Source organism: Streptomyces sp. NPDC031111 (assembly GCF_055570675.1).
Genome location: NZ_JBVIGS010000004.1, coordinates 220,612 through 237,170 on the forward strand (window position 1 = coordinate 220,612; position 16,559 = coordinate 237,170).

Genomic DNA, 16,559 nt, shown 5'->3' on the forward strand with positions numbered 1-16,559 from the left:
GGCTTCGGCCTTCGGCGCGGCGGCCGCGGGCTCGGCGGCGGCTTCGGGCTGCGGCTCGGCGGTCGCGGGGTCGGCGTCGGTCGCAGCTTCCGGCTCCGGGGTGGTCTCCGGTTCGGGCTCGGGGGTGGCCTCGACCTTCGCCTCGGGGGCGGCTTCCGGTTCGGGGTCGGGGGCGGCCTCGGCCTTCGCCTCGGGGGCGGCTTCCGGCTCCGGGGCGGCCTCGGGCTTCGGCTCCGGGGTGGTCTCCGGCTCGGGGGCGGTGGGGGCCTCGGGCTTCGGCTCGGGGCGGGGGGACGTGACCTTGTCGAAGGCCGCTGAGACCAGGTCGTGCTCCTCGCGGGGCTCCGGTACGGAGACCGTGCGGGGCGGCGGGGTGGGCTCGGGGGACGGGGACGGAACCTTCGGGGTCGCCGGCGCTTCCGCGGCGGGCTCCGGGGCGGGCGAGGACGGTGACGTACTCGCCGGCTCGGCGGCGTCCACCGCACCCCCCGCTTCGGCGGACCTCGCTTTGCGTGACCGGCCGAACGCGTTCCGCAGGAGAGTGAGAATGCCCATGTGCGCAACCCTTCGCGTGAGTTGATGCCCGTCAATCCCTGGCCAGGACGGACACGTAAGGTTAGCGGCCCGCGAGGGCGATCTTGGGCAGGGTTGGGTTTGCGGAATCGTATCTGTCAAGAGGGCGATTCGGCCCGGCGGCAACTTCCTTAACGCTGACGCAGGTTCACTCACCGTTCACCCAGGCGCCCGGCTACCGCACGTATGTGCCCCTACGGTCGCGCTGACACCACGGGTACCCAAGGAGAGAAAACGTGCGAAAGCTGCTGCCGTTGATCGGAACGCCGTCCGGTTCCCACCCCGGCGGCCGGTCCGCCATGACCTGTCGTTTCCGGTGTGGTGACGCCTGCTTCCACGAGGTGCCCAACACCAGCTCCAACGAGTACGTCGGCGACGTCATCGCCGGAGCCCTCAGCCGCCGGTCCATGATGCGCGCCGCCGCCGTCGTGACCGTCGCCGCGGCCGGTGCCGGGGCCGTCGGTGTCGCCGCCGCTCCTGAGGCGCAGGCCGCCGCGGCCACGAAGGGCCGCCACCACGACCACAAACCCAACGGCGCCCGCGGTCTGCGGTTCGCCCCCGTCGCGCCGAACACGAACGACGCCGTGACCGTGCCGGAGGGCTACCGGCAGAACGTCGTCATCCGCTGGGGCGAGCCCATCCTGCGCGGCGCGCCCGCCTTCGACCCGGAGCGGCAGAGCGCCAAGGCGCAGGCCGGGCAGTTCGGGTACAACTGCGACTTCCTCGCGCTGCTGCCCCTGCGCGGCGAGCGCGACCGGCAGCTGCTCGTCGCCAACCACGAGTACACCGACGAGATCCTCATGTTCCGGGACTACGACCCCGAGAACCCCACGCGCGAGCAGGTGGAGATCGCCTGGGCCGCGCACGGCCTCGCCGTGGTCGCGGTGGACGAGGACCGCAGGAGCGGCGAGCTGACGGCCGTCGGCCGGCACCACCTCAACCGGCGGCTCACCGCCACCTCCGAGTTCCGGCTCACCGGGCCCGTCGCCGGGTCCGACCTGGTGAAGACCTCCGCCGACCCGAGCGGCCGCAAGGTGCTCGGCACCCTCAACAACTGCGCCGGCGGCACCACCCCGTGGGGCACCACCCTGCACGGCGAGGAGAACTTCAACCAGTACTTCGCCAACGGCAGCAGCGCCACCGACAAGCGGTACGGCATCGGCACCGGCGCCACCGAGCGCAAGTGGGAGCGGTTCGACAAGCGGTTCGACCTCGCCCAGGAGCCCAATGAGGCGCACCGCTTCGGCTACGTCGTCGAGCTGGACCCGTACGACCCCGACTCCACGCCCCGCAAGCACACCGCTCTCGGCCGGTTCAAGCACGAGGGCGCGACCGTGCGGCTGACGCACGACGGGCGCCCGGTCGTCTACACCGGCGACGACGAGCGGTTCGACTACTTCTACAAGTTCGTCGGCAGCAAGCGGATGCGGCACGGCAACAGCCGCTGGGCGCGCGAGCACAACCTCACGCTGCTCGACGAGGGCACGCTGTACGTCGCCAAGGTGACCGGTGACTCGCCCGCCATCGAGATCGACGGCACGGGCAAGCTGCCGAAGGACGGCGAGTTCGACGGCAGCGGCGAGTGGATCCCGCTGGCCACCGCCACCGCCGACGGTGCCGTCTCGCACGTCGAGGGCATGACCGCCGAGGAGGTCTTCGTCTTCACGCGGCTCGCCGGTGACAAGGTGGGCGCCACCAAGATGGACCGGCCCGAGGACATCGAGCCCAACCCGGTCACCGGCAAGGTGTACGTCGCCCTCACCAACAACTCCAACCGCGGCAAGACCGGTTACGCCGCCGCCGACGAGGCCAACCCGCGCAACCTCAACAAGCACGGTCACGTCCTGGAGCTGACCGAGCGCTGGAACCGGCCGGAGAGCACCCGCTTCGCCTGGTCGCTGTTCCTGGTGGCGGGCGACCCGGAGGACCCGGCGACGTACTTCGCCGGTTTCCCGAAGGACTCCGTCAGCCCGATCTCCTGCCCGGACAACGTCGCCTTCGACGACCACGGCAACCTGTGGATCTCCACCGACGGCGCCGCCCTCGGCTCCCACGACGGCCTCTTCGGTGTCGCCACGCGCGGCGACCGGCGCGGTGAGCTGAAGCAGTTCCTGACCGTGCCGAAGGGCGCGGAGACCTGTGGCCCGGTCATCCAGGACCGGCGGGTGCTGGTCGCCGTGCAGCACCCGGGCGAGCTGGACGGGGCGACGGTGGACCAGCCGGCCAGCACCTGGCCCGACGGGCCCGGCACGTACGTCCGCCCCGCCGTGGTCGCGGTGTGGCGCGCGGACGGGCGGGACATCGGCGTCTGACGCCGGATTCCGGGAGGGCCGGGTCAGGGCCCGGGCACCAGGTCCTGATCCAGCCACTCCCGGTACGCCGGTGCCTGCCGCGCCACCTCCCGGTACGCCTCGGCCAGATCGGGATAGACGCCCTCCAGCTCCGCCTCCGTACGCGCCGCCAGCAGCAGCCGTACGCCCAGCGGGTCGCCGTGCAGCCGGCGGACCGCCGTCTCGGGGCGGGAGGGCGAGGTCGGCTGGCACACGGTGACGACCTCGCCGATGGCCACCAGGGACGCGGCGGTGTGGTAGTCGCCGTGCAGTACGGGCGGGCTGATACCGGCGGCGCGCAGCACCCGGCGTACGGCGTCCCACTCGCCGTCGACCGCCGGGTCGATCATCCAGCGGTCGCCGGCCAGGTCGGACAGGTGGACGACCGGGTGCGCGGCGGCCGGATGGTCGGCCGGCAGGGAGACGCACTGCGGCTCCCGCTCGACGAGGACCCGGGTGCGCAGGCCCTCGGGGAAGCGCAGCGGGAAGCCCTCGACCTCGTGCACGAAGGCGACGTCGAGATGGCCGTCGGCGACCATGCGCAGCAGCGTGTTGGCGGAGACGTCCATGTGCAGGGTGGGCTCCTGCCAGTGCCGGCGCAGTCGGCGCAGCCAGCCGGCCAGGGCCCGGCTGGCGGTGGAGCCGATGCGCAGTTGACGGCCGTCGACGGCGGCGGCGCGGGCCTCGGTCACCAGGGAGCGCAGTTCGGCCACGAGCGGGCGGGCGCGGCTGAGCACCAGCCTGCCCAGCGGCGTGGGCCGGCAGCCGGTACGCGCGCGAACGAACAGCGCGCCGCCCAGCTCCTGTTCGATGCGCCGCAGCTGCGTACTCAGCGAGGGCTGGGCAACGCCGAGTTGGCGAGCGGCTCGATGCAGACTGCCGGTGTCGGCGATCGCGCACAGCGCCCTGAGGTGCCTGACCTCAAGCTCCATGCCCTGGGAGCGTAAGGCGGAAGTTCAGGTTTCACCAGACATACAAATCCCGCTTGTTCAGGCGGAGTCGGGCGCGTGCGCAGGGGTGGCCGGAGTCGGGCGATAGGGCGGTCCTATCAGCGGTTGCCATCATCACAGCCGCGGCAGGGGCCCACACACTCACCGATGACATGTGACTCACCCCCACCTCAAGGAGTCATCGATGCGCATGCGCATGCCCATGTCCGTCCTCGCCGCCGCCGGTCTGAGCCTCACGGCGCTCGGTCTCGGCACGGCCCCGGCGACGGCGGCCCCCGCGCCCGTCGACGCCGGTTCGGCCGCCTCGTACGCCTCGTACGCCGCGTACGCCGGTTCGTCGGAGGAAGCGGCCGCGAACCGGGCCTTCTTCGAGGCCGTGCTGAAGTCGGCGGCCGAGAAGCGGGCCGCGAACCCGACGAGCACCGCCGCCGTCACCGTCGTCTACAACGCCTCCCGGGCGCCCTCGTTCGCCACGCAGATAGCCCGCAGCACGCAGATCTGGAACAGCTCGGTGTCCAACGTGAGACTCCAGGCCGGCACGTCGGGCGCCGACTTCTCGTACTACGAGGGGAACGACTCGCGCGGGTCCTACGCCTCCACCGACGGTCATGGGCGGGGGTACATCTTCCTCGACTACCGGCAGAACCAGATCTACAACTCCACGCGGGTGACCGCGCACGAGACCGGGCACGTGCTCGGGCTGCCGGACCACTACTCGGGGCCGTGCAGTGAGCTGATGTCGGGGGGTGGGCCGGGGCCGTCCTGCACGAACGCGTATCCGAACTCGGCGGAGCGGTCGCGGGTGAACCAGTTGTGGGCGAATGGGTTCGCTGCGGCGTTGGATGAGGCGGAGAAGGCGTTGCAGAAGTCTGCGCGGTAGCCGGTAGCCGCACGTTGTGGGTGGCCGGGGGGTGTGTCGGCTCGCGGCGCTTGCCGGTGCCGCTGCGCCCACCCGTGCCGCCCCAGCGGCACGACTGCCCGCAGCTAGGGCTACGTGGCATGCAGGGTCAGGTCGGCCAGGACTGTGCGGTGGTCGGTGTTCGGGAGGTTGAGGAAGCGGGTTCGGGTTGTGGTGAACTCCTCCGAGACCAGGACGTGGTCGATCTGGGTGCCGAAGGCCGGGGCCGTGCGGGACGGCCAGGTCGGGGTGCGGTCGGCGCCGTCGAGGCGGGCGGCGTCGCGCAGACCGGTGTCGAGGATGCGGCGGAAGGCCGCGTGGTCCTGGGAGGCGTTGAAGTCGCCGGCCAGCACGGTCGGGGTGTCCCGGGCGGCGGCGGCCGCGTCGCGCAGCCGGCCGAGCTCCCGCTTCCACAGGCCCACCTGGTCGGGGAGGGGCGGCATGGGGTGGGCGAGCTGGAGCCGTACGGTGTGACCGTCGACGTCCGCGACCGCGCCGGGCATGCCCATGGTGCCGGTGACGCCCTCGGTGGGCCGCAGCGCGAAACGGCTGAGGATCACGGAGCCCGCCGACCCGCCGCCCTCCACGGCCTCCCGGTGCGGGTGGGTGTCCGCCAGCTCCCGCTTCAGGGACGCGCCGCAGGTGTACTCGCACTCCTGGACGAACACGACGTCCGGGTTCTCGCGGCGCACCGCGTCGATCAGGGCGTCGGTCGCCCGGCCGAACTCCACGTTGGAGGTCAGCACCCGCAGCTCGGCCACGGGCGGCCCGGTCGGCTCGCCGGTCTTCCCGTACGGCTCGATGAACCAGGCGAGCAGACCGAGCAGGATCACGCCCCACACGGCGCCCGTCCACCAGCGGGCGAGCACTGTGAACAGCAGCCCGGCGGCCGTGGGCACGAGGAGCCAGGGCAGGAACGCGAGGAGCTGGGGCACGGGGGTGATGCCGTCGGTGTCGGCGGTGCGGCAGCCGACGACCACGCTCACCCCGGCGAACAGCAGGGCCGCGCATCCGGCGCCGAACCGCCGGCGTCCTCGTCCCGGCTTTTCGCCGCCGTCGCCGTCCCCGTCCCCGGTGACCGTCGGGTCGGCAGTCGCAGTGTCCAACGTCCCGGCCTTCCGCTCGCGGGTGGGATGCCCGAATCCTCCCTCAAAGACGACCATCGACGGCGGCGGGTTGCCGAATCAGGCCCGGGCTTTCGGTGACGGTCGGGGCGGGGCGGCCGGGGTGGGGGCAGCCGGGCGTTTGCGGCGGGTGCCGACGCGGCCGGTCAGCCAGGAGGCCAGGGCGACCGTCAGACCGAGCGCGAGGAGGAGCCAGGAGGCCGTGCGCAGGGTGGCGGTGAGGGCGTCGTAGACCGCGGCCGCCGCCGGGCGGTGGAGGCGGTCGGGCAGGTCGGCCAGGGTGAGCCGGCGGCCGACGGAGATCGCGACGGCGAGCAGGGCGCCGCCCAGGGCCGTGCCCAGACCGATGGCGGTGAGCGCGCGCCGGCGGCAGGCGGCGACGGCGATCCCCGCGACGGCGAGGGAGACGGTGGCGAGCGGCAGCCAGAAGGCGGCGGCGTCCAGCACGTGATACCCCTTCCGGAGTCCGGCCACCTCCCCGGCCGGCACCACCGCGACCTCGGTGTGTGCGACGGGGATGCGGTGGGCGAAGGGCATGTGGTCGGCGGCGAGCCGCTGTTTCACCTGCTCGGTGACGGGCGCGAGGTCGACGGTGACCGGGCCGGGGGCGGCGGTCTTGTCACGCAGGGCGTGCAGGACCGCGGCGTGGACGGCTCTGTTGCCCGCCTCCCACGCGGTGCGGAAGGCGGCGGTGTGGGTGAAGGAGCGGGCCGCGTCCCGTACGAACGGGCCCGCGGCGGCTGTCGCCTCGGCGTCCAGTTTGCGTACGACCTCGTCCCCGAGGGTGTCGGCGACGGCGTCGCGTACGGCCGGGTCGGTGGCGAGGGGGGTCATGGTGCGGACGTAGTGGGTGGTGTCGGCGAGTTTGTAGGTCGCCCAGGTGGCCAGGGCGGTGCAGGGGGTGAGGAGGCAGGCCAGGGCGAGCAGGGCTGCGGAGATGGCGGTGCGGGGGGCCACGTGTTCAGTGAAGGTGGGGGGTGGCGGGGGCGCGAGTGCGGGTGGGCCGAATGGGGGCGTCCGCGTGGGTGTGGGCCGGGGGTGGGTCGCGCGGCCCGGCGCTTACGGGGTGCCGCTGCGCCCACCCGTGCCGCCCCAGCGGCACGACTGCCCGCAGCCGGGCGGACTATCGCAGGCGGTGGCCTGTGGCGTCCTCGTGGGTGTAGAAGCGGTAGAACATGACCGCGAAGACGCCTGCCGCGGTCAGTAGGGCCAGGCCGGTGGAGCGCAGTACGCTCCAGTCCGCCTGGTTGATCAGGAAGCCGATCGCGATGCCGCTGAAGGCGGCCCACAGCACCGCGTGCAGTTCGCGCCGCAGTTTCGGGGCCAGGGTGAGGAGCGCCATGAGGACCACGGCGAACACCAGCGCGGTGAGGAACCCGAACAGCAGGTTCCAGCCGGTGATGGGCCCGGCGTCGCGCCGGTTGGCCGCCGCCCAGTAGCCGTACACCAGGCCGAGGAGGACCGGTACCGCGACCTTCGCGGCCCGGTGGGTCCGTGCGCTGAAGATGTCGGGAGTCGTCGTGCCGGCCCGCTCGATCGTGCCCCGGGGCCGGGGTGCCGCGTGCGCCATGGGGTACTCCTCTCTCCTCGCCCCACCAGGGCACACCTTCCCGGGCCGACCGGCAAGTGGAGAACGGATGCGGGCGGCACCGCCCCGTGTTTCGCTGGGGCCGTGAGTCCGGGCAACGGGGGACACGGCCTGCACGACCGGTACCCGCGGGCCGGCCGGCGGGACGTCGTGCACCGGCACGAGATGCTCCGGGTCAGGGGCCGCAGCGTCGCCTGGGTGCCGCCGTTGCTGCTGCTCACCGCCATCGCGGTGGCCGACTACAACACCACCGGCGAGTTCCGGATCATCTCCTGGATCGTGCTGGTGCCGGGCACCGCCGCCGCGATCTGCGGAGTGTGGGGCACGGCCCTCTACGCCGTGCTCGCGATGGCCGTCTACACCCTCGTGGACAACGCCTGGCCGCACCAGTTCCAGGCGGGGCTGCCCGACTTCATCCTCGTCGCCGCCGGTGGCATCCTCGCCACGCTGGCCTGCGTGGTGCGGGTGCGCGGTGAACGCCGGGCGCTGCACATGCGGGACGTCACCGAGACCGTACGGCGCACCGTGCTGCGCCCCCTGCCACCGCACTGGGGCGGCCTGGAACACGCCGGGATCTATCTCACGGCGGACGCCGAGGCCCGCGTCGGCGGCGACTTCTACGACATCCAGCCGGGCCCGCACGGCACGCGGGTGTTCGTCGGTGACGTCCAGGGCAAGGGGCTGGGCGCGGTGGAGACGGCGGCGGTGCTGCTCGGCACGTTCCGCGAGGCCGGCTACCACGAGGCCGACCTGACGGTCGTCGCCGACCACCTCGAGGAACGGATACTGCGGCACCGCGCGTACACCACGGCGCTCGGCCGGGGCGACCGCGACCGGTTCGCCACCGCCGTACTGCTCGGCTTCCCCGCGGACCGGACCGATGTCGTGGACGCCGTCGTCTTCGGGCACGAACCCCCGCTGGCCGTCGGCCCCGAGGGCGTACGGACCCTGCCGGCCCGTGGCGGTCTCCCGCTCGGCTGCCGCGACCTGGCGCCCGGCCCGCTGCCGGTGTGCCGGGTCCCGGTCGCCGCCGACGAGACGCTGCTGGTGGTCACCGACGGGGTGACCGAGGCCCGGGACGGCCACGGGGACTTCTACCGGCTCGCCGACGACCTGTCCCGGGCGGTGTCGGCGGACCCCCGGGTCGTCGCGCCGGGCCGGCTGGTCGCCGCCGTACGGGACGGGACGCTGCGGCACAGCCGGGGGCATCTGGTGGACGACACCACCGCCTTCGCGGTGCGGCGGAGTCGGGCGTCCGGGGGCGAAGACCCCGAAGGGGGACGTTCACCGCGGTGACACCACCCTTTGCAGCCGCAGCGGTTACCGTGCTGCCGTAGATGATCGACAGGGGGAGGGGACCATGCCCGGAACCGTGCTGCTGCTGGCGGCCTCGCCGCTGGGCCGCGGGCGGCTGGTGGACGCGGCGTCCGTGCTCCCGGTCCTCGCGGCGGTGCCGCCCGCCGTGCTGTCCGGCACGGACACCGCGAACGTCGTCGAGCTCGCCGACCCGCTGGAGCCGCAGGCCGTGCTGACCCGGCTGCGCGCTGCCGCCGCCGCCCCGGGGCCGCTGACGGTGTACGTCACCGGCCAGCTCCAGCTCGACCGCCGGCAACGGCTGCCCCATCTGGCGCTGGCCCGCACGACCGCGTCCACGGTGCGGTACACCGCGCTGCCGTGGCACTGGTTCCGCGAGGAGCTGCGGCTGCGTCCGGCGGCGGCGACGACGCTGTTCCTCGACCTGCACGCCGACGCCGAGACGTGGCAGGCGCTGTGCGCGCAGCGCCCGCCGGGCCCGTCCCCGCTCGACTGCGGCCGGGACAACGCCGTGTACGGCCGTGTCGCGCCGCCGCCGTCCCGGCGCGGGGTCGCGGCGCCGTCGTACATGAAGGCGGTCGCGACGATTCTGCGCAGCGGGTTCCGTCCGCCGGAGGAGGACCTGCACCAGCAGGCGCTGGCGCGGATCGCGCCGGAGAGCGCGGGCACGGACCTGCTGCTGGCGCAGCGGGGGCCGCTGCCGGGCGATCCGCACGCGGCCGTCACCGCAGCCGTGCGCGCCGGCCGGCACGCGGACGCCGACGCGCTCGCGGCGCGGCTGGAGCAGGCCGCCGGTCTCGCGCACGGGCCCGCCTCCGAGGAGGCGCTGCACTGGACGGAGGTCCGGGCGGACCTGGCCATGCTGGCCGGGGACGCGGCGCGCAGCTGCCGGGCGTGGATGGCGGTCGCGGGCGCTCGTCTGACGGCCGGTCAGCCGGCGGACGCGCCCGCGGTCGAGGCGGCCGTGGACCGGGCGCACCACCAGTGGGGCCGGATCGGCGACCCGGCCCGGGCCCGCGAACTCGGCGTGGCGCTCGCGGAGCTGCGCGGCCGGGTGCCGGGGCGGCGCGAGGGCGCCCTGGACCATGTGCGACGGCAGCTGCGGCAGTTGCAGACGCAGGGCTGACGGACCCTCCCCAGCGGGCAACCGTGGTGCCATGATGGTGAGTTATGGCTGAGGGGGACGGTGTGGCCAACCAGGGCATTCGGGTACGGCTGGACGGGAGCGCGACCGAGAGCGACATCGGGGCGCTGCGCAAGTGGCTGGAGCGGGAGAAACCGCTCGACGAGCGGGTGCGCGCGGGCGAGTTGCGGATCCACGAGCGACCCCGGACGGACGAGACCGGCGCCCCGATGGGCGTCGGCATGGACATCGTCCTCGTCGTCACCGGAGCGGCCGCGAGCGTGTTCTTCCAGGAGCTCCTCGACCAGGTCAAGCGGGCGGTGTCGGCCTGGCAGGCCAACCGGCGCGACGTCGAGGACGGCGACCCGCCGGAGGACAGAGTCGAACCGGTGCACCTCGACGACAGGTAGACCGGTGATCCCTCTCGACCCGCGCGGGCTGGTGAACAGGGCGCTGCTGGTCGGCGTGTCCGAGTACGACCTCACGGAGCCGCCGCACGGCGTGCCCGGCGACCTCCCGGCGGTCAAGCACAACCTGAACCGGATGCGCGAGGTGCTGGCGCGCGGGCGGGTGTTCGGCGAGCGGGAGATCAGGGTCGCCCACTCGCCGTCCCTGGACGACTTCGGGCGGGCGCTGCGCTCGGCGGCCGAGGAGGCCGAGGGGGTGCTGCTGTTCTACTTCGCCGGGCACGGCGCCATTCCCAGCGCGGGCGACGAGCTGTTCCTCCAGATGCGCAACGCCAGTGTGGTCGCGGGCGGGCACGCGGTGTTCCCCGGCGCGGAGATGTTCACGACCGTGCTGACGGTGCTGGCGACCAGCCCCGCCCAGCGGATCGTGGTGATCCTCGACTGCTGCTTCGCCGGCAACGCGGCGTGGATCTGGGAGACCTTCCGCGACAAGCGGCGCGTGCTGCTGCTGATGAGCGTGCAGGCCAACCACCGTATCGACGCGGGCGATCCGGGGACGCCGACGCCGTTCACCGCGGAGCTGGCGGCGCTGCTCGACGAGGGCGGCGGGAGGGGTGGCGGGGCGGGTCTGCCGGCCCTCGCCGACCGGCTGCGGGAACGGATGACGGAGCTCGGCCACCGCACGGTGCGCGGCGAACCGTGGGAACCGCAGTTGCGGGCGGAGCCCGACGCGGACGTGCTGCTGGCACCGGGCGCCGGGGAGGGCGTACCGAGGGAGGGCCCGCCGAGGGAGGGCCCGCCGGGGGAGGGGCCTTCGGGGGAGGGGCCGCCGGGGGAGGGGCCTTCGGGGGAGGGCCCTCCGGGCCCCTCCCCCGGCCCTCCGGAGCCCGTCCCGGCTCCCTGGTCCCTCCGTGCCCGTCTGACCGCGCTCCTCGCCCCGTCGCGCGCCCTGTTCGGCGCGCTGACGGACCGCTTACGCGGGGTCCGTCCGCCGCGCCCGTCCCGGCGGACCGTGACCCGGGTCGTCCTCCCGGCGTTCCTCGTCGCCGGGCTGCTCGGCCTCGGCGTCCACGTCCTGTCGGCCCTCGTCCGTGGTGACGACCCCGTCTGCGCGCCGCCGGTCGAGCTGCGGGTGCTGACCGACCCGGACCTGGAACCGACGGTGCGGGCCGCCGCCGACACCTATCTCACCTCCGACGAGAACACCACCGGCGACGGCTGCCGGCGCACCGGGATCACCGTGTACAGCGCGGGCTCCTCCGACGTGGTCGCCGCGCTGCGCGGGCGGACCGTCGCCTGGCAGGAGCCCGAGGACGAGGACGTCAACCCGCAGCGGGACATCGGCCCGCAGCCGGACATCTGGATCCCCGCCTCCCGGGCCGACGCCGACCGGGTCGAGGACGGCCAGGACACGGACGCCGTCGCCACCCTGGAGCCGGCCGAGGACCCCCTCGCCTACTCGCCGGTCGTGCTCGCCGTCCCGCAGGCCATCGGCTCCGACGCGCTGGACGACCGTACCGGCCACTCCCTGGGCGAGATGATCGACGATCTGACCGCGCGGGACGAGGACGCCGCGGTGCACCGCCCGGACCCGGAGTTCACGGACGTGGGACTGCTCGCCTCGGTCGGCCTGTACGGCGAGGGCGCGACGGCCGTCGCCCGCGGCGAGCGCATGGTCGCCCAGCCCGGGTCGCCCTCCCCCACCGCCGCCGACCTGCTGTGCACGCTGCCCGACGACGACGCCGTCGACCGCCGCACCGCCGCCCTGGTCCCGGAGTTCCTGCTGCGCAGCGGCGTCGGCTGCGACCGCACCACGCGCACCCCGCGCTACGCCCTGTACCCGGAGGACGTCCCCGGTGTGGAGCCGGTGTTCGTGCGGGTCCGCTGGCGGGACGCCGACCGCGACGAGCAGGCCCGGGACGCGTCGGCCGCCGGGTTCGCCGACTGGCTGGCCGGTGAGCGGGGCCGCGCGGTGTTCGCCCGGGACGGTTTCCGCTCCGCGTACGACCGGGAGCTGCTGGACACGGGCGAGGTCGCCGCGGGCGTGCTGCGCGCTCCCACTCCGCTCGACGAGTCGGCCGGCCGGGACGCGATGGAGCGGGCGCTGCGGGCCTACCAGGAAGCGGGCGGCCCGGGGCGGGTGCTGTACCTGCTGGACAGCTCGGGTTCGATGGCCGGTTTGTGGAAGGGCCCGAGCGGTGGCCCCGGTCTGCTACGGCAGTCGCTGGGCGGACTCGGCGGCCGGGACGAGTACGGCGTGTGGGCGGTGGCGGGCACCGGCGACCGCCGGCACCGTACGCTCCTGCCCCTCGACGCGCACGGCCGCGCCGACGCCGAGCGCGTCCTCGCCACCGGCGCCCGGGTCGAGGACGCCGAGGCCGATCCGCACGCGGCGCTGCTCGCCGCGCTGGAGGAGATGAGGAACCGCGGGGAGGACCGGCGGCCCCAGCTGATCGTGCACATCACCGACGGCGAGGACAACGACGTGCTGACCGATGAGCGGCTCGGCGACGTCCTGACCGAGGCGCGTACGTCCGGCGTCCCGGTGACGGTGGTGTCCCTCCAGAGCGGCGGCTGCGACCCGGACCGGCCGGACCGCCGGATCGCCGACGCGAGCGGCGGCCGCTGCCTGGACGCGGGCGACGACCTCGGCGCGTCCCTCCACGACGAGGTCGCCCGTACGGGGACGGGGGAGGGCTGATGACACGAGGGTTCACCGTGCCGCCGACGGCTGTAACGGCGTCCGGCGCCCGCACCGGGGCGGGGGAGAGGGCGATGGTGCGAGGGTTCGCCGCGCCGCGGGCGGCGCGCACGGGCACGGGCGGCGGGGGCGGTGACCTCGGCGGGGCGCTGCACGACGGTCGCGGCGCGGCCCCGCGCGACAGGGGCGCCCGCACCGCGACGGTGGAGCGGGCGATGGTGCGAGGGTTCGCCGTGCCGCGGGCGGCGCTGGTGGTGGCGGGCCGCACGGTTACGGGCGGTGGGGGCGGTGACCTCGGCGGGGCGCTGCACGACGGTCGCGGCGCGGCCCCGCGCGACAGGGGCGCCCGGACCGGGGCGGGGGAGAGGGCGATGGTGCGAGGGTTCGCCGTGCCGCGGGCGGCGCTGGTGGCGGGCCGCACGGGCACGGGCGGCGGGGGCGACGGTCGCGGTGCGGCTCCGCACGGCGGGGTCGCCCGGACCGGGACGGGGGAGGGCCGATGATGCGACGGCTTGCCGTGCTGCTGGCCGCGCTGCTGGTGTTGGCCGGCTGCACCGGCGGTGGGGACGGTGACGGGAAGCCGGCCGTGTCGTCGGCCGGGGACGTGCCCGGCACCATCGTCGTGGCCAGTGGCCGTGACGTCACCGGCAAGAACGGTGTGCGCCAGCAGCTCATCGACGCCTGGAACCTGCGCCAGCAGCGGGCGGGCTCGCACTTCCGGGCCCGGCTGGTGGAGCTCCCGGGCAGCGCCGACGAGCAGCGCAGCCAGCTGCTCGGCGCGCTCCAGTCGCGCAGCGCCGAGTACGACGTGGTCAACCTGGACGTCACCTGGGTGCCGGAGTTCGCCGCGGCGGGGCTGATCCGGGTGCTGCCGGACGACCTGGTCGACGACGACGTCATCCCGTCCGTGGCCGACACGGCCCGGTGGGACGGGAAGGTGTACGCGGCGCCGTTCAACAGCGACGTCGGCCTGCTGTACTACCGGCGCGACTACCTGGCGCGGGCCGGTGTCGAGCGGCCCGACCTCGGCGACGGCCTCACCTGGGAGGGGCTGCGGGACCTCGTCGACACCCTCGACGCCCAGCCCGCGCAGGGCTCCTACAGCAAGGGCTGGACCACCCAGCTCGCCGCGTACGAGGGCCGTACGGTCAACGCGGTGGAGGCGTTCGCGTCCGCCGTGGAGGACTTCGCGCTGGTCGACGCAGAGGGCCGGTACACGGGGACCGTCGAGGACCTGGCCGCGGGGATCGCGGAGCTGCGCCGGCGCACCGAGACGGCGTACACGCTCCAGGACGCCGCCGGCTCCGACGAGGCCGCCTCGCTGAGCGACTTCGCCGAGGGCCGTACGGCCTTCCTGCGGCACTGGCCGTACGTGTACCCCACGCTGTACCGGACCTTCACGCGGGAGCAGCTCGGGGTGGCCCCGCTGCCGGGGCGGGCGGTGCTCGGCGGGCAGAACCTGGCGGTGACCAGCGCGTCGCAGCGGTCGGCGAAGGCGGCCGACCTGATCCGGTTCCTCACCGGGCGGGAGAGCGAGCGCTGTCTCCTGGACGCCGGGTTCGCGGCGACGCGGATCTCGGCGTACGGGGACGGCGTGCGCTGCCCCACGGCCGCCGCGGCGCCGTCCGCGTCCCCCACGGGCGAGGGCGCCGACCCGGTGCCGCGGGACGGGGGCGGCCGTCCGGCCTACGCCCGCACCATCCTGCTGCCGGCGCTGCGGGACGCGGTGCACCGGCCCAGGACCCCGCTGTACGGGGCGTTCACCCAGACGTTCACCGCCCAGCTCGGCCCGCTGCTCGGCGACGACCCGCCGCGCGACGAGTCCCTGGCCGAACGGCTGGACGAGGCCCTGCGCAAGGCCCTCCCCGACTGATGGGGCGCGTGACAGGAGCTACCGGACCGCCGCTTCCACCGGTGCCGTGGTCTGCCGGTCCGGCTCGGGGTCGACGGCCTTGGCCGGACCCGCGTTGGCCGCCAGAATCAGTGCCGCGACCGCCGCGACGGCCGCGGCGAAGCCTCGGGCGTAACGCTCGGTGGTGCGTGTGCGTTCCAGCACGGCGACCTCGCAACAGCAATGGGTTAAGCAGGTTTAATTCGCGGTTTAACCTAGGGGCTGTCGGTCGCGAACGGCAAGAGGGGCTGGGGGAGTTGGCGTGGGGGAGCGGGACGAGCCGGGAACCATCGGGCGGCGGGTGCAGCAGTTACGGGTGGAGCGCGGGCTGACCCAGAGACAGCTGGCCGAGCCGGTGTACACCCCCGCGTACATCTCCACGCTGGAGGCGGGGCGGGTGCGGCCCTCCGACGACGCGCTGCGGCATCTCGCCGCCCGGCTCGGAGTCGCGTTCGACGAACTGGCCACCGGGCGGCCCGCCCGGCTCGTGACCGAGCTGCACCTGCGGCTCACGGAGGCGCAGCGCACGCTCGCCGTCGGTGAGACGGAGGCCGCGGTGGAGCAGTACGCCGGACTGCTCGCCGAGGCGGAGGCGCACGGCCTGGCCGAGGAACAGGCCGCCGCGCTCCTCGGACTCGGCGAGTGCGCCCTGGAGACCGGTGAACTCGTCGAGGGACGCCAGTACTTCGAGCGGGCCGAGACCCGGCTCGCCGACGCCCCGCTGCCCGCCCGGGTGCCGGCGCTGCGTGGCCGGGCCGTCGCCCACTACCTGGCGGGCGAACTGCGGTACGCGGTCTACCTCCTCGAATCCACGATCGACGAGCTGAACCGGGGCGGTCTGCACGACCCGGACGCGCTGCTGCTGCTCTACGCCAGCGCGATCGGCCCGTACATGGACATGGGCGCGCACGCGCGGGCCGCGCAGGCGGCGGAGCTCGCGCTGGCGCTCGCGCCGCGGTCCGGCGACCCGGCGCTGGTGGCGCGCATGCACCGGTCGGTGGCGCGCACGCTGCTCGCCGAGGGCCGCCTCGCCGAGGCGGACGCCTCACTGGCGAAGGCGGCGGAGCTGTACCGCGGGCTGCAACTGCGCACCGAGCTGGCCAACTGTCACTGGATGCGCGGGTACGTGTACGCGCAGAACGGCGAACTGGAGCGCGCCGAGACGGAGATGCGCGAGGCGCTGGCGATGCTGTCGGCCAAGCGGGCCTCCCTCTACATCAGTCAGGTGACCGTCGAGCTGGCCGACGTACTGCGCCGGCGCGGCAGCTCCGAGGAGGCGGCGGCGCTGCTGGAGGACGTGCTCGGCGGGCTCTCCCCCGAGCGGGGCGCGGTGCACGCGGCGGCCGCGCACCGGCTGCTCGGCATCATCGCCGAGGACGCCCGCGACGCCGAGCGGGCCGAGGAGCACTACGTACGCGCGATGAGCCTGCTGGAACGCGCGGGTGCCGCCGGTGACCTGGCCGACCTGTGCCGTCTCCTCGGCGACCTGCTCCGCCGTACCGGCCGGGTCGAGGCGGCCCTGGACGCCTACCGGACCGGCCTCGGCCACCGGACGGCCCCTGGCACGACCACTCTGGGCCCGGCGCCCGCCCAGCCTCCGCTCTGACCGTTTCGGACGGGTCCCGCCGGGTAGTCGGGGCTCGGTTCTGCGGGAGAGCGG

General features: G+C 74.6%; 14 protein-coding genes and 1 pseudogene. 9 read left to right on the forward strand and 6 right to left on the reverse strand.

Annotated features, from left to right (window positions below):
- A pseudogene (locus ACZ470_RS11325) lies at positions 1-555 on the reverse strand (VWA domain-containing protein); the annotation flags it as partial.
- A gap of 254 nt (positions 556-809) precedes the next feature.
- On the opposite strand from ACZ470_RS11325, the gene ACZ470_RS11330 reads away from it, so the two are divergent.
- Positions 810-2,885, forward strand: coding sequence for a PhoX family protein (locus tag ACZ470_RS11330; RefSeq protein ID WP_468426629.1), 2,076 nt, complete (start codon positions 810-812; stop codon positions 2,883-2,885).
- Between the two features lie 23 nt (positions 2,886-2,908).
- On the opposite strand, the gene ACZ470_RS11335 is transcribed toward ACZ470_RS11330, so the two are convergent.
- Positions 2,909-3,835: a LysR family transcriptional regulator gene (locus ACZ470_RS11335; RefSeq protein ID WP_468426630.1), complete on the reverse strand. Its 927-nt coding sequence runs from the start codon at positions 3,833-3,835 to the stop codon at positions 2,909-2,911.
- 202 nt (positions 3,836-4,037) lie between these two features.
- Between ACZ470_RS11335 and snpA the strand changes: the two genes are divergently transcribed.
- Positions 4,038-4,733 (forward strand): snapalysin, encoded by a 696-nt coding sequence (gene snpA, locus ACZ470_RS11340; protein ID WP_468426631.1) that lies wholly within the window; start codon positions 4,038-4,040, stop codon positions 4,731-4,733.
- A gap of 110 nt (positions 4,734-4,843) precedes the next feature.
- Here the strand turns inward: snpA and ACZ470_RS11345 are convergent, their stop codons facing one another.
- The 3 genes from ACZ470_RS11345 to ACZ470_RS11355 form a co-directional block, all read right to left on the reverse strand.
- A complete protein-coding gene (locus tag ACZ470_RS11345; protein ID WP_468426632.1) occupies positions 4,844-5,857 on the reverse strand; it encodes an endonuclease/exonuclease/phosphatase family protein in 1,014 nt (337 codons plus the stop codon).
- Positions 5,858-5,935: 78 nt separating this feature from the next.
- The gene (locus ACZ470_RS11350) at positions 5,936-6,832 is read right to left on the reverse strand and encodes a hypothetical protein (RefSeq protein ID WP_468426633.1); all 897 of its coding nucleotides are present in this window, start codon (positions 6,830-6,832) and stop codon (positions 5,936-5,938) included.
- Between the two features lie 166 nt (positions 6,833-6,998).
- The gene (locus ACZ470_RS11355; protein WP_468426634.1) at positions 6,999-7,445 is read right to left on the reverse strand and encodes a hypothetical protein; all 447 of its coding nucleotides are present in this window, start codon (positions 7,443-7,445) and stop codon (positions 6,999-7,001) included.
- A gap of 183 nt (positions 7,446-7,628) precedes the next feature.
- Between ACZ470_RS11355 and ACZ470_RS11360 the strand changes: the two genes are divergently transcribed.
- The 6 genes from ACZ470_RS11360 to ACZ470_RS11385 all read left to right on the forward strand — a co-directional run bounded on the left by ACZ470_RS11360 (position 7,629) and on the right by ACZ470_RS11385 (position 14,881).
- The gene (locus ACZ470_RS11360) at positions 7,629-8,759 is read left to right on the forward strand and encodes a PP2C family protein-serine/threonine phosphatase (protein ID WP_468426897.1); all 1,131 of its coding nucleotides are present in this window, start codon (positions 7,629-7,631) and stop codon (positions 8,757-8,759) included.
- A gap of 64 nt (positions 8,760-8,823) precedes the next feature.
- Positions 8,824-9,903 carry a hypothetical protein gene (locus ACZ470_RS11365; protein ID WP_468426635.1) on the forward strand — a complete coding sequence of 360 codons (1,080 nt, stop codon included), beginning with the start codon at positions 8,824-8,826 and terminating at the stop codon, positions 9,901-9,903.
- A 44-nt stretch (positions 9,904-9,947) separates the two neighbouring features.
- Positions 9,948-10,310 (forward strand): hypothetical protein, encoded by a 363-nt coding sequence (locus tag ACZ470_RS11370; protein WP_468426636.1) that lies wholly within the window; start codon positions 9,948-9,950, stop codon positions 10,308-10,310.
- Positions 10,311-10,314: 4 nt separating this feature from the next.
- Positions 10,315-13,008: a vWA domain-containing protein gene (locus tag ACZ470_RS11375; RefSeq protein ID WP_468426637.1), complete on the forward strand. Its 2,694-nt coding sequence runs from the start codon at positions 10,315-10,317 to the stop codon at positions 13,006-13,008.
- Positions 13,008-13,511 (forward strand): hypothetical protein, encoded by a 504-nt coding sequence (locus ACZ470_RS11380; protein ID WP_468426638.1) that lies wholly within the window; start codon positions 13,008-13,010, stop codon positions 13,509-13,511. The genes ACZ470_RS11375 and ACZ470_RS11380 overlap by 1 nt, the downstream gene beginning before the upstream one ends.
- Positions 13,508-14,881, forward strand: a complete 1,374-nt coding sequence (locus tag ACZ470_RS11385) for an extracellular solute-binding protein (protein WP_468426639.1) — start codon at positions 13,508-13,510, stop codon at positions 14,879-14,881. The genes ACZ470_RS11380 and ACZ470_RS11385 overlap by 4 nt, the downstream gene beginning before the upstream one ends.
- An 18-nt stretch (positions 14,882-14,899) precedes the next feature.
- Here ACZ470_RS11385 and ACZ470_RS11390 read toward each other — a convergent pair whose 3' ends face one another.
- Positions 14,900-15,064, reverse strand: a complete 165-nt coding sequence (locus ACZ470_RS11390) for a hypothetical protein (protein WP_468426640.1) — start codon at positions 15,062-15,064, stop codon at positions 14,900-14,902.
- 97 nt (positions 15,065-15,161) lie between these two features.
- Here ACZ470_RS11390 and ACZ470_RS11395 point away from each other — a divergent pair, with 97 nt between their 5' ends.
- The gene (locus tag ACZ470_RS11395) at positions 15,162-16,505 is read left to right on the forward strand and encodes a helix-turn-helix domain-containing protein (protein WP_468426641.1); all 1,344 of its coding nucleotides are present in this window, start codon (positions 15,162-15,164) and stop codon (positions 16,503-16,505) included.
- The last annotated feature ends 54 nt before the right edge of the window (positions 16,506-16,559 follow it).

Bases quoted from the DNA above. Each gene is read 5' to 3' on its own strand.
- ACZ470_RS11335 (WP_468426630.1), bottom strand. From the start codon at position 3,835: ATGGAGCTTGAGGTCAGGCACCTCAGGGCGCTGTGCGCGATCGCCGAC.
- snpA (WP_468426631.1), top strand. From the start codon at position 4,038: ATGCGCATGCGCATGCCCATGTCCGTCCTCGCCGCCGCCGGTCTGAGC.
- ACZ470_RS11355 (WP_468426634.1), bottom strand. From the start codon at position 7,445: ATGGCGCACGCGGCACCCCGGCCCCGGGGCACGATCGAGCGGGCCGGC.
- ACZ470_RS11360 (WP_468426897.1), top strand. From the start codon at position 7,629: ATGCTCCGGGTCAGGGGCCGCAGCGTCGCCTGGGTGCCGCCGTTGCTG.
- ACZ470_RS11365 (WP_468426635.1), top strand. From the start codon at position 8,824: ATGCCCGGAACCGTGCTGCTGCTGGCGGCCTCGCCGCTGGGCCGCGGG.
- ACZ470_RS11370 (WP_468426636.1), top strand. From the start codon at position 9,948: ATGGCTGAGGGGGACGGTGTGGCCAACCAGGGCATTCGGGTACGGCTG.
- ACZ470_RS11380 (WP_468426638.1), top strand. From the start codon at position 13,008: ATGACACGAGGGTTCACCGTGCCGCCGACGGCTGTAACGGCGTCCGGC.
- ACZ470_RS11385 (WP_468426639.1), top strand. From the start codon at position 13,508: ATGATGCGACGGCTTGCCGTGCTGCTGGCCGCGCTGCTGGTGTTGGCC.